This window comes from Micromonospora tarapacensis (genome assembly GCF_019697375.1).
In the GTDB taxonomy this organism is placed as follows: domain Bacteria; phylum Actinomycetota; class Actinomycetes; order Mycobacteriales; family Micromonosporaceae; genus Micromonospora; species Micromonospora tarapacensis.
On sequence record NZ_JAHCDI010000004.1, the window covers coordinates 471273 to 483223 of the forward strand.

Annotated in this window: 13 protein-coding genes and 1 pseudogene; 11 read left to right on the plus strand and 3 right to left on the minus strand. The window is 67.0% G+C overall.

Translation table 11 applies throughout. The annotated features are described in order from the left end of the window. Window positions 1-15 precede the first annotated feature (15 nt). The 3 genes from KIF24_RS32345 to KIF24_RS08220 all read left to right on the plus strand — a co-directional run bounded on the left by KIF24_RS32345 (window position 16) and on the right by KIF24_RS08220 (window position 4232). Window positions 16-810 carry a transposase gene (locus KIF24_RS32345; protein ID WP_230415379.1) on the plus strand — a complete coding sequence of 265 codons (795 nt, stop codon included), beginning with the start codon at window positions 16-18 and terminating at the stop codon, window positions 808-810. Then, window positions 810-2579 carry a reverse transcriptase/maturase family protein gene (locus tag KIF24_RS08215; RefSeq protein ID WP_221083523.1) on the plus strand — a complete coding sequence of 590 codons (1770 nt, stop codon included), beginning with the start codon at window positions 810-812 and terminating at the stop codon, window positions 2577-2579. Before KIF24_RS32345 ends, KIF24_RS08215 begins: the two co-directional genes overlap by 1 nt. A 696-nt stretch (window positions 2580-3275) precedes the next feature. After that, on the plus strand, window positions 3276-4232 hold the full coding sequence (locus KIF24_RS08220) for a hypothetical protein (protein WP_221083524.1): 957 nt from the start codon (window positions 3276-3278) through the stop codon (window positions 4230-4232). Between the two features lie 84 nt (window positions 4233-4316). On the opposite strand, the gene KIF24_RS33825 is transcribed toward KIF24_RS08220, so the two are convergent. Next, window positions 4317-4448: a hypothetical protein gene (locus KIF24_RS33825; RefSeq protein ID WP_269440602.1), complete on the minus strand. Its 132-nt coding sequence runs from the start codon at window positions 4446-4448 to the stop codon at window positions 4317-4319. A 360-nt stretch (window positions 4449-4808) separates the two neighbouring features. Next, entirely contained in the window at window positions 4809-5996 is a 1188-nt protein-coding gene (locus KIF24_RS08225) for an ISAs1 family transposase (RefSeq protein WP_230414691.1), read from the minus strand. Between the two features lie 355 nt (window positions 5997-6351). Between KIF24_RS08225 and KIF24_RS08230 the strand changes: the two genes are divergently transcribed. From KIF24_RS08230 to KIF24_RS32365, 8 genes and pseudogenes are all read left to right on the plus strand, one after another. Continuing rightward, the gene (locus KIF24_RS08230) at window positions 6352-6732 is read left to right on the plus strand and encodes a hypothetical protein (protein ID WP_221082298.1); all 381 of its coding nucleotides are present in this window, start codon (window positions 6352-6354) and stop codon (window positions 6730-6732) included. Window positions 6733-7436: 704 nt separating this feature from the next. Next, on the plus strand, window positions 7437-7661 hold the full coding sequence (locus tag KIF24_RS08235; RefSeq protein WP_221082297.1) for a hypothetical protein: 225 nt from the start codon (window positions 7437-7439) through the stop codon (window positions 7659-7661). Further along, a complete protein-coding gene (locus KIF24_RS08240) occupies window positions 7658-7894 on the plus strand; it encodes a globin family protein (RefSeq protein ID WP_221083525.1) in 237 nt (78 codons plus the stop codon). Before KIF24_RS08235 ends, KIF24_RS08240 begins: the two co-directional genes overlap by 4 nt. 425 nt (window positions 7895-8319) lie before the next feature. Then, window positions 8320-8586, plus strand: a pseudogene (locus KIF24_RS32350) (FAD-binding oxidoreductase); the annotation flags it as partial. A 355-nt stretch (window positions 8587-8941) separates the two neighbouring features. Next, entirely contained in the window at window positions 8942-9784 is an 843-nt protein-coding gene (locus KIF24_RS32355; protein WP_230416136.1) for a helix-turn-helix domain-containing protein, read from the plus strand. 9 nt (window positions 9785-9793) lie between these two features. After that, window positions 9794-10357: a PIN domain-containing protein gene (locus KIF24_RS08260; protein ID WP_221082294.1), complete on the plus strand. Its 564-nt coding sequence runs from the start codon at window positions 9794-9796 to the stop codon at window positions 10355-10357. A 361-nt stretch (window positions 10358-10718) separates the two neighbouring features. Next, window positions 10719-11045: a GNAT family N-acetyltransferase gene (locus KIF24_RS32360; protein ID WP_230415380.1), complete on the plus strand. Its 327-nt coding sequence runs from the start codon at window positions 10719-10721 to the stop codon at window positions 11043-11045. After that, entirely contained in the window at window positions 10931-11314 is a 384-nt protein-coding gene (locus tag KIF24_RS32365) for a GNAT family N-acetyltransferase (protein ID WP_230414755.1), read from the plus strand. The genes KIF24_RS32360 and KIF24_RS32365 overlap by 115 nt, the downstream gene beginning before the upstream one ends. A 62-nt stretch (window positions 11315-11376) precedes the next feature. Here KIF24_RS32365 and KIF24_RS08270 read toward each other — a convergent pair. After that, the coding region (locus tag KIF24_RS08270; RefSeq protein WP_221083526.1) for a glycine betaine ABC transporter substrate-binding protein at window positions 11377-11951 on the minus strand (575 nt) is incomplete at its 5' end.

The following is an 11951-nucleotide window of genomic DNA, read 5'->3' on the forward strand; positions in this document are numbered from 1 at the left end:
AGACAAAGGGCTACCTTGCCTGAGCCCTGCCCGAGGGGCGGGTTCCATCTGCTGTCGGCCTACGACACGTCGACCGGTGTGGTCCTGGCGCAGGTCCAGGTCGCGGCGAAGTCGAACGAGATTCCGGCGATCGCCCCGCTACTGGAGCAAGTCGCGGCCCGTTTGGACAGTCTGGCCGGGGTGTTGATCGTCGCGGACGCCCTGCACACGCAGGTCGCCCACGCCCGAGCTGTCGCCGCCGCCGGTGGGGACCTGTACGTGTCGGTCAAGGCCAACCAGTGCGCCACGAGGCGCTCTGACACATCCCCGTTTCAGGCGGGACAGACTCGAAGGGAGGTCTGCTGGGTCCGATGGCTTACCTGGATCCGAAAGGTGAAGGGGACAAGAGCATGCCAGGAAATCGGCGGCCGGGTTCAGATGCCCGAGACGGCGTGCCGGGAGACCCGTGCGGTATGGCGAAGACTTGATTGTTTGAACCCTAATCTCCAGCGGCAGCAATTTACTGCGACCGGAAAGGCATCTGAAACCGGTGTCCGTCGTGGTCGGGGTGTACTGGTTCGCCCTGGCCAACCTTCGCGGCGGAAGCGATACCCGGCGAGGGTATTCAAGGAGATGAGTGGGGCGCCTGCAGCCGCGCTATTTCGTGTGTCAGAGACGAACGTGGGATCACCGTCCCAGTTCGGCTGGCGGTGTCGGAGCACTCGTAGTAGTCGCCGGAGTAACGCCCGGCCAAGGAGAACGGGAAAGCCGTTCACAGGGCGAAGGGGTGCAGGTGATGCGGACTGTGAGAAACAGTGGAGGTATGCGTAATGCAGAGCGCTGACACGGTACTCAAAGTCCTGCGTGGCAGGGGACGACGAAAACTGCCCCTGGAACGGCTGTATCGGCAACTGTTCAACGAGCAGTTGTTTCTGATCGCCTACGGGAGGATTTACGCCAACGACGGCGCGATGACGCCCGGAGTCGATGGGAGAACACCCGACGGGATGAGCCTGGAAGCCATCCGGGACATCATCGGTCGGCTTCGCGCCGAACGCTACCGGTTCACACCGGTCCGCCGGGTTTACATCCCGAAGAAGAACGGAGCCCAACGGCCCCTCGGGCTGCCGGCCTGGACCGACAAACTGGTCGGTGAGGTGGTGCGCCTGCTGTTGGAGGCGTACTACGAACCGCAGTTCTCGACCAGGTCGCACGGGTTCCGCACTGGTCGGGGCTGCCACACCGCACTCGACGAGATCGCCTCGACATGGACGGGCACGACCTGGTTCATCGAGGGCGACATCGCCGACTGCTTCGGGAGCCTCGACCACGAGGTCATGCTCGCGATCCTCGCCGAGCAGATCCACGACAATCGGTTCTTGAACCTGGTAGGAGGAATGCTGCGGGCGGGATATCTGGAAGACTGGAAATGGCATGCCACGCATTCCGGTGCGCCACAAGGCGGCGTCATATCGCCGATCCTGTCGAACATCTATCTCGACCGTCTCGATACATTCGTGGAACAGGAAATGGTCCCGGCCTGGACCCGCGGAACAGTCCGACGGCCGAACCGGGCGTACTACAACGCGACGTCAAGAGTCGGCTACTGGAAAAGGAAGGGCGACCGCGACAAGGTCAAAACCTACCGCAAGATCCAGCAGTCGATTCCCACTCGCGACGTTCACGACCCGGACTACCGCCGGCTACGCTATATCCGCTACGCCGACGATCACCTCCTAGGATTCGCCGGCACCAAGGCCGAAGCCGAACAGATCAAGAACGAGCTAACCGCGTTTCTGCGCAAGGATCTGAAGCTCGCTCTCTCTACCGAGAAAACCTTGATCACCCACGCCCGCACCCACAAGGCACGGTTCCTCGGCTACGACATCTGGACACGGCAGGCCGACACCTGGCACACCAAGGGCAAACGATCACTCAACGGCTCCATCGCCCTCGGTGTCCCACCGGAAAACGTCAACGCCAGATGCCGAAAATACCTGCGGAAACAGAACAAGCCCCTGATCCGTAACGACCTGATCCGCACCAGCGACCACAACATCGTCGCCTCCTACGGCGCGGAATATCGAGGATATGTCCAGTACTATCAGATGGCCGGAAACATCAGCTGGCTCAACAAGCTCCGTTATGTCATGGAACGGTCGATGATGTCGACCCTGGCAGCCAAATATCGCCGACCACCGTGGGTGATGCGAAACCGCTACCAAACCACCGTCGTCACCCCCCACGGGAAACGCCGGTGCTTCGAAGCGACCCAGCGCACCCCGAACGGAACGGTATTCACCGCCAGATTCGGCGGGATCCCGCTACGCCGCCGCAAACACGCCCGCCTCATCGACGGAGCGTGGCCGACCCGGCGGGGAACCCAACTCATCGCCCGGCTCACCGCCGGGATCTGCGAACTCTGCGACGCCCACGACGGGATCACCGTCCACCACGTCACACGACTCGCCGACCTCAACAGATACAGCCCTGCGGCCACACCACCCTGGGTGCAAGCCATGCGGGACAGCCGACGGAAGACCCTGATCGTCTGCGCCCGCTGCCACGGCGACATCCATCAACAGCCGCACACGCAGTAGCAACACTGGAGAGCCGTGATGCGGGGAAAGCTCGCACGTCCGGTTCGGGGAGGAGTCGCGCGGAAACGGACCCCCACAAGGGACACCGCGCCGCGCGGCTTACTCCACGCCGACCTTGTACGCCCAGCTCAAGCGCCTACCGTGGGCGCAGGTGCCGGTCGGGGACCAGCACCGCGACACCGGACACGGCCGCCGCGAGACCCGGACCGTGAAGGCGCTGACTGTCCCCGACCTTGCTAAATGATCTTAGAAACTCGCTTGGTCAAGCCCACTCTAAGGGGAAGGTCACGTTGCTCTATGGGAACCGATAAAGATCAGCTATCTTCACTTCGCCTTCAAGGTTGGAACCTCAAGTTTTCCTCAAGGGAAATCCTGTGATTCAGACCCCTGATCGACACCTTGACCTGCAAGTAATCCTGGTCGTCGTCCAGGTTTGTCCAAAGTGCGGCACCGTCACCCCCTTGACAAACCTCAATTACTTCAAGTCAGATTGACTCTGCCGCGGGGGCGAAGGAGGCGTCACTCAATTTTGCCCTCCTGTGGCGCCGCGGAAACCGCGGTGACTTTATGGGCACTAGTTCCGGAGGGAGGCTCCAGGCGTAGCGGGGGATTTCTAATTTTGTAGGCGGCGCCGGGTTCTGGGTGCCGTTAATCCGCCGTGCAATTCTAAGTGTCAGGATCGGTAGCGGTAAAACATTGAAACGGGGTAATGTGATGATGAAACGGTTATTGCCGCAAGGTGTCGTCGTTAGCGCATTGGCGGTGGCGATGGTCGTGACGACTATGGCGGTCCCGGCGGCTGCCCAGCCCTCTTCGCCGTCGCACCGGATCGAACGGGCGATGAGCAAGGTGGGCCTGCAGAACTCGCCGGAAGAGGCCTTGCCAACCCGTAAGGGCGCGGCCAAGATCAGCGCGGATCGTCCTGCGGTGCAGGTTGTGGCTGACGGTGCCAGCGTCGGCTTGGCCCTAGCTGCTGACGGAGACAGTGTGGCAGCAGCGGAGGGCGACGGTCGGGCGTTCGGTGACGTCGCCCGAGACATGGATGCGCTCGTGCGGCCCGTCGAAGGCGGCGCTCAGATTCTGACCGTTATGTACACCGCGGCGGCTCCCGGCACGCACTACTACGAGTTGTCGCTACCGGCTGGTACGAGCGTGAAGGCGGTTGGCGCTGGGTTCGTCCTGATCGATTCGGCAGGTCTTGTTGTCGGAGCAATCGAAGCGCCTTGGGCGAAGGACGCCAGCGGTCGATACCTGCCCACGAGCTACACGCTCAACGGCAGCACGCTGGTGCAGACGACCGACACCGCCGGTGCGGCGTTTCCGGTGGTGGCCGACCCCAAACTCACCTACGGCTTTGGGGTCTATCTCAATATGTTCGGCTGGGAGGCCCGAGCCTACGCCATCGCAGCCATCGCGGTTGGCGGTACCGCTCTTGCGGTAGGGTGCACTGCCGTCGGCAAGATTCCAAACCCTTTGTTGAGGACTCTGGCAAGTTTGGCCTGTGGCGCCGGTGCGGTCAACCTCACAAAGGTATGGAACGCGATCATCACCATCTACCGTTCAAACGCGCTGCAGAACAACTCCTGCTACCAGATGAAGATCATCCCTACGGGCGACAAGCTGGTAAAGGTTAACGGGTCGAACTGCACGTGATGAGGTAGCGGCATCGGGGAGGTTTCTCGCGGATTGGGTCAGGCGAAAGATCCTGACCCAATCCGCGTTCTTCTAGCGATACTGTCAGATCGCGTCGCCACGTTTTGTGGCATGTGACATCCATATGTCGGCCACGGCCACCGGGATCGTCGCCGCCACGCCAATTAAGGCGGCCTGCCAAGCAGGAAGATCGAAAATAAATCCCAGGAAAGACATGCCTAGCAGTGCGAGTAGGTAGACACTGCGAATCCTTGGCACCATGACAGGAACTCTAGCAGGGTTAGCGCGACCGAGCGTAGAGGTGGTGGAGCGAACGGTGTGGCGGTGGCTGCGGCTGGCGCGGGCGACTGATCAGTTGGGTGCGACAGCGCGGCCCCGGTTCGTGGTCGACGATCAGTTGCGGCGCCGGCTGGCCTATTGGCGGGGAAACGCGCCGCGTTGCACCGCGACCTCGTCGCCCAGGCAGCCGAGGGTGGGCCTGCGGCGCCGAGCATGGCGACGTTGCAGCGGGCGGTGGTCCGGGATCTGCCGTCGGGGTGCGGGCCAGGGCTCAGGCAAGGTAGCCCTTTGTCTGTTTCACGTTATTCCGAGTAGTTGTAGTGGTCGGTAGGGGTTTCGGCTATTACGCCGGAGGGCTTTCGCGATCGTGGTGATGCCGGCCAAGCGGAGCAGGCTGATCGCGGTGTTTCGCAGGGTGGCCATGACACGCGGCGCGTTACCGGTGCGGATGCGGCTGGCGTCTTCGGCGTAGGTGGTGTCACGGATGTGGTGCAGAATCTCGATCGCCCAGTGTCCGCGCAACGCGTCGGCCAGGTCGGCGGGGCCGACCTGGGCTACGGTCAGGTTGGTGATCGCGTAGACGGTGACGGTGGACCATCGGCCGGTACTGAGGTTCAACCGGCGGCGCCGGATCCGTAAGGCTTGCACGGCGTGCGGGAAGTCCAAGGCGAGCGTGCCGGTGCAGGTGACCACTTGCAGGCGGCGGATGTCGTATCGTCCGTGTCCGCGGTTGCCGGTCTCGTCCTGAACCGGGATTTTCGCCCAGGGTATGGCCTTGAGCTGCCGATACAGACGCGGCTGATTCTTCTTTACCGTGAAGACGTAGGCGGCTTTCTTGTCGTCGGCCAGCCAGTGGGCGTGCTCGCGGTGGGTGTGCAGCGCGTCGGCGGTGACGATCACCCCGGCAAGGTCGAGTGGCTCCAGCAGCGGCCGGAACCGGGTCAGCTCGTTCGTTTTGCCGTCCACATCGACCTGGCCGAGGACGGCGCCGGTGTGCTGGTCCAGCACGGCGAGCAGATGCACCTGGCCGCCGGCCGGGCCGCTGCCGCGCAACGTCTTGCCGTCCACGCTGTACACCCGCCGGTGGTTGTCCGCCGCCGCCTGGGACGCGATGATCCACCGGCCGACCGTGTCGTCCAGGGCGTCAGCGTCGACACCGGCCAGAATCCTGCGGAAGGTCGACTCGTCCGGCGCCCGATGCCGTCCCGTGAGCGGATCACGCCACACGCCGAGCCCGGCCAGCACCGGCTGCGGAGCGTCGGCCGCCCACTCCGCGACCGCAGCAGCTGAACGGGCTCCGGCCAGCACCACTGCGACCGCGGTGGCCAGGACCCCGGCGAGCGGATGCACCACACCCCGCCGATCACGCCGGTCCGGCACCACGGCCAACGCCTCGACCAGACTCGCCCGGCACGAAGCAGGCAACGACACTGCGACCTGATCCGCGTGCACAGCCAGCACACCGATCAGCGATGATGATCCCAACGGGCGCGGTCCTCGATTGATCCATCTCAGCCTCGACACCTGAATGATCACCGAGAGACCGCGCCCGGCCTCATCTCACCATGATCAGGAGTGTCCGCCCAAGACACTCACACCGGGCATTCCGCTACCTTGCCTGAGCCCTGGCCTCGGACAGGTCACCGATTCGTAGGAAACAGCGGGCAGCCTCGATAGCAAATGAGGTGGAGTCGAAAGGACTCAGCCACTCGGATGCCGTCGTGGTCGGTCGGTGCAGAGTTGCCTCCGCGTCGGCGAGTGATCTTGTTGCTTCGAGTGGTCGACCGGCGATAGCGAAGCCTCGTGCCTGCATCGCCAGGAGCCGCGCTCGGAGTCGACCGTGCGGCGGAGCCTGCCTGAGTCGCGCCAGGCCGGTTCGGGCGTAGGAGACCGCCTGGTCGGCGTCGCCGTGATGTCCCGCGAGGTGGCTGAGGCCCGCGCACACCTGTGCGGCAAGCTGATGATCCCCGCTCTGGACGGCCATAGAAAGGGCATCGCCGAGGTGCCGGCGGGCCGGTTCAGCGGCACCAGCATCATGCGCCATCCACCCGGCCATCTCGTTGAGCGAGGCGACAACGGCGATCATCTGCTTGTTGCCGGTCGTGTCTCGACCCAGTTGCGGCAGGGCGACCCCCTGGGAGAGATAGGCAGTCACGGTGGCGTACAGGTGTCCACCGCCGACGCGGCGATCGGTCATCCGGATCGAGTGCACGAAGTGTAGGTGGGCGTCCCGCGACGGCGGCTGTTGGCCGTGCACCCTCCTCCAAGTGGGAGCCCGCTGGGCAGTGGCGAACGGCCGGCGTCCTGTCGCCTTGGCGTTGGGTCGCTCAGCCTCGACGCGATCGGCGGCATCTCCGGAGTCGCCTCCGAGGGGCAGCTTGAACCACAGCAGGTGGGCAGGGATTTGTAGAAGCTGTGCCCAGCGACCGAGACGATCGAGGTGGACGATTGGTGGCCCGCTCTCGACTCTGCTGAGCTGCGCTTGCGAGATACCGAACCAGCGGGCCACGGGCTCTTGTGGCAGAGGCTGACGGCCGTGGTAGGGATGGCATCGGTAAGCCCGGATGACCAAACCCAAGTGGCGGGCTCTCAGCGCCTGCTGAATCGGCTCATGGTCCCAGAAGCTGGTCGGCAGGGCCGGTGGGACGACGAGCCGATCGCGTTCGGCGGCCGTACATGGTCCACATCGGCCGGTGGTGTTGTCGCGGGCAAGCCGTCCGCCGCAGCGAGGGCAGGTCGTTTCCGTGCGCGGGGTCCTCGCCATTGCTGGGCGGCTCCTCCGTCGTGGTCTGTTGAGCCTACCTATTCAACTCGTTGCGCGACTGGCCGGTATACGTGCCGTGCATATCGATAACCCCTTTCTGTCCTGAACGAATATCGGCCACTTGCTGGCGGTCATGTTGCTGACTGTGGTTGCCGTCAGCCTTGACGTATGGCCCGGGGCGGGTGCTGGGCTCCGGTGGGGCGTTTCCCCGTACGCGTCGCCGCCGTCCCCGCCCGCTCCAACTCTCGATCTCGGCGGAAGGGCTCTCCATGGCGGCGGTGCTGCATGACGCTCCGGTGGTGGTGGCGGTCAGTGATAAGGCGGCGGCGGTACCCGTGCGGGAGCTGGTCGCGGCCGGTGACCCGGACGCGAGGGTGTGGTTGTGACCGGGCTCGGGGCGTACCCGATGGAGGGTGTGGCCGGGCCGGAGCTGGTGCGGGACGCGGTGGCGCGGTGGCTGGGGGTGGTGGCGGCGGACGCGGAGCTGGCGCCGTACCTCGTCGGGGTTGATCGGGCCCGGCTCGCCGGGCACCTGGCGCTGACCCTCACGGTGGCGCTCGGCGGACCGGCCGGCGATCTGGTCCGGCCGGCGGTCGGGCGTGGCGCGGCCTGGGTTTGACCGAGGCGCAGCATCGGCGGGTGGTCGACTACCTGGGCGGGGTGTTGGGGGCGCTCGGCGTGCCGGTCGGCGCGGTGGCGGCGGCGCGGCGGGCCTTCGCCGACGAGGCCGGCTCGTGACCGCCGCGCTGGCCGCGTCGTGGACGCTCACCATGCGGTACGCCCGCCAGGCCGCCGACCAGTTCTGGTACGCGGTCGAGGACCGTCGTCCAGGGCTGCTGCCGGAGCGGGCGGCGGGGCTGCTCCTCGCCGCGCTGGGGCGGCTGGCCAGCGGCGGCGACGACCCGGCGGGGCGGGCGGCGCTGCTGGCGGTGCTCGGCCGGGCGTACCGCCGTTATCGGCTGCTGCCGCACCAGCGCATCATCGAGGCGGCGCTGACCGGCACTGTTGCCCGGAACCTGCCGTGGACGCCGGAGCTGGCGGGCGATGTGGGACCGAGCCGCGCGGCAGGCGTCGGCAGCGGTGACCGGCGCCGCCGAGCGGGCCGGCGACGGCCCGGCCTGGTGGCCCGCCGAGGTCATCGAGCATCACCGGGCAGCCGAAGACATCGCCATCCTGACCGTGCGCCCGTGGCGGCGGCTGCCGTTCCGGCCCGGCCAGGCGGTGCCGGTCAGCACCGAACGCTGGCCCGGCCGGTGGCGCTGGTACTCGCCGGCCAACGCGCCCCGCCCCGACGGAACCCTGGAGTTCCACGTCCGAGCCGTCGCCGCCGTCTCCCGCGCGCTCGTCCACGCGGTACGCCCCGGCGACCCGCTCTGGCTCGGCCCGCCGGGCGACACCGGGCTGCGGCTCGACCCGGAATCCCGCGCGGATCTGCTGCTGGTCGCCGGGGCACCGGGCTCGCGCCGCTGCGCGCCCTGGTCGAACAGGTCGCCGCGACACCGGCCGGGCGGGGGGACGCCCTCACGCTCGCCCTCCACCACTACCGGGCCGTTCAGGAGGTCTACGTGTGCGGTCCGCCGGCCATGCTCACTGCGGCCCGTCGGCGGCTGCCCGCCGCCGGCCTGCCCGTCGGCCGGCTCCACGTTGCCCGCGAGTTCGGCTGCTGATGGGCGTCTACCACAGCCGCAACGCGCTGACCGGCCCGTTCACCCCCGACCGGCTCGCCGCCGTCGAGCTGCCCCGCACGCCGCTGGGCCGGCGCGGCTACCGGCCCGAGGAGGTCGACGCCCTGCTGCACCGGCTCGCGTACGAGATGGGGAGCGTACCCGGCAGCGCGACCAGGTGCGGGAGGAGAACCGCCGCCTCAAACACGCCCTCCGCACCTGGCAATCCGAGTGCACCACCAGGCGCCTCGAACGGTAGAAGCGGGCATCCACGGCAGTTGCAACCCCTGACCGGCCTGTCGCAGCTACTTCTATCGTTTTTTTCGTTTCTCTGGGTATGGTGGGGGGAAGCGAGGCGTTCGGAGGATCTTGTGACGGTGGTGCCTGCGGGCGGGCTGGAGCCCGACGGTGATGAGCTGCGGCGTTTCGCTCGGCGACCGCTCCGAGGGCGGCGACTGCAACTCATCGTCGACGGGGCAGAGCCGGTCGACGTGCCGCCGGTGGTGGGCGAGGCTCTCGCCGAAGTCGTGTCGATCCTCGGCCGGGGGCGACCGGTCCGGGTCATGGCAGAGAACGTCGAATTATCAACCGGAGAGGCTGCCGCGATCCTCGGCGTGACCAGACCGACAGTGGTCAAGCTGATGAACGACGGGGTGCTGCCCTACACCCGCCCAAACTCCAGTCGCCGCGTCGCACTGCACGACGTGCTCACATACAAGGATCGGCGGTCGAGGGCGCGTCGCGAGGCGTTGGACGAGTTGACCGCAGACGCGATCGACATGGGCGTCTACGACGAGGCGATCAGGCGTGGGCGCCAGTCGTCAGACGATCAGCTCGGCGCGTGACGGACTCTGATGATCGTAGCGGTGCTGGACGCCTGCGTTCTCGTGCCCAGTGTGCTCGCCGACACCCTGCTGCGCTGCGCTGAGCAGGACCTGTATCGCCCCGTCTGGTCGCGCACCATCCTTGACGAGGTGCGGCGGAACCTCCCGCCCTCGGTTCGCGCTGCCAAGGCAGACCGCCGGATCGAGGTCATGCGGGAGCACTTTCCAGAGGCGATGGTCTCTGGGTACGAGCAGCTGATCACCGAGATGACCAACGATCCGAAGGATCGCCATGTGCTCGCTGCCGCCGTCGCAGCCGACGCGGAGGCGATCGTCACGGCCAATCTTCGTGACTTTCCGGATCGCGCCGTCGCGCCATATGCCATCGAGGTGCTGCATCCGGACGATTTCCTCTGTGGACTGCTGGACGCGGAGCCGGATCTACTCGTGAGCATCATCGTGCAGCAGGCCGAGGCGACAGGAAAAGGCGGACGCTCCAGGCTCGGGGTCGAGGACATCCTGAGCGGTCTCGCCGGATGCCGGGTTGCTCGATTCGCCCACCTGGTTTCTGCGGAGCTGGCCAACAGCAGGTAGTTCAGGGCCCGTGCCGGCGGTTGCGCTTCGCTAGGTTGCCTCGCGCTCAGTAGGCGTTCCCCGGATGTTGCATGCTCAGCAACTGGCCGGGACAGGTGGCGCGGACAGTCGTTGAATATCACGGGAAGCGGTGATGCGAGCCCGGCTAGTCTTGGCCGGGTGAGCGGGGTGCGGCGGGCAACTGTGGACGATGCGCGGGAACTGGTTCGGTTGCGGGCGGTCATGTTGCCGGACCCCGACGCCGACCTTGCCGCCTTCGTGGTGGACGCGCCGGGCCGACCGGGGTCGCGGCCGGCGTGGTCGACCTGCGGCTCGGCGGGCCGGCCGACCGTCGTGGGGTCGTGCCGGGCGGTGGGCGCTGATGTTCGCCGTGCCCCTGACCGGGGACGCGCAGCTGCGACCACTCGACCCGTGGCACGCCGAGGAGTTCCTGGCCAACCTGGACAGGGCGCGGGAACACATCTCGCCCTGGGTGTCGCCGTCCTTCGTGGCCGCCGACCTCGCCGGGGCGCGGCAGGTGCTCCAGCGGTACGCCGACCGGTGGGCCCGCGACGACGGCGGCATCTGGGGCATCTGGTCCGGCGGCACGCTGGTCGGCGGGGTGCTGCTGGTGTCGCTGAACGCGGCGACCGGGGTGTGCGAGGCGGGCTGCTGGCTGGAGCCGGCCGCCGAGGGCGGGGCCTGGTGACCCGCGCGGTCGGCCGGCTCGTGGACTGGGTGGTGGACGAGCGTGGCCTGCACCGGGTCGAGTGGCGCACCAACGCCGGGAACGCGCGCAGCATCGCGGTGGCCCGCCGGCTCGGCATGCGGCGCGACGGCGTACTCCGTGAGGTGTTGCCCGGCCCGGACGGCCGGATCGACCTGGAGGTCTGGTCGGTGCTGGCCCCCGAGTGGCGGGCCCGGCGCGGCGGCGTCCCGTCGGTTCGGGATTCCGGCGGCGTGGCTCCGGAGAGATAGTTCAGCCGCCGGTGGCGGGGCACGTCGGCCCCGCCACCGGCGGCTGATCGCTCAGGGCCGGATCAGGAGGTGGCTACCTCCACCGTCCCGGCGTAGTCCGGGTTGGCCTTCAGCCACTCCTCGACGGCCTTCTCCTCGTCGTCCTTGTGCACGTTGAACATCAGGTCCTCCAGCGAGCCGAGCTGCTGGTCGTCCATCTGGAACTTCTTCAGCATCTCGGTGACCTCGGGGAAGTCCGCGCCGAAGCCCTGACGGGCCAGCGTGGTGATCTCCTCGGCCCCGCCGAGCGTGTTCTTCGGGTCCGCCAGGTCCTTCAGCGGGTAGTTCGCGTAGGCCCAGTGCGGGTGCCAGAGAGTCACCACGATCGGCTTCTGGTCCTTGATCGCGCCGTCCAGCGCGGCCAGCATCGCCGGCGTCGACGACGTCCTCAGGGTGAGCTTGTCGGTCAGGTCGTACTCCGGGATGACCTTGTCCTGGGTGGCGGCGGTCAGGCCGGCGCCGGCCTCGATGCCGATGATCTCGCCGTTGAACATGTCGGCGTTGGCGGCCAGGTCCTCCAGTGAGTTGACGTCGCTGACGTACTCCGGGACGGCGATGCTCAGGCTGGCGTTGTCGTACCAGACGCCGATCTTCTCGA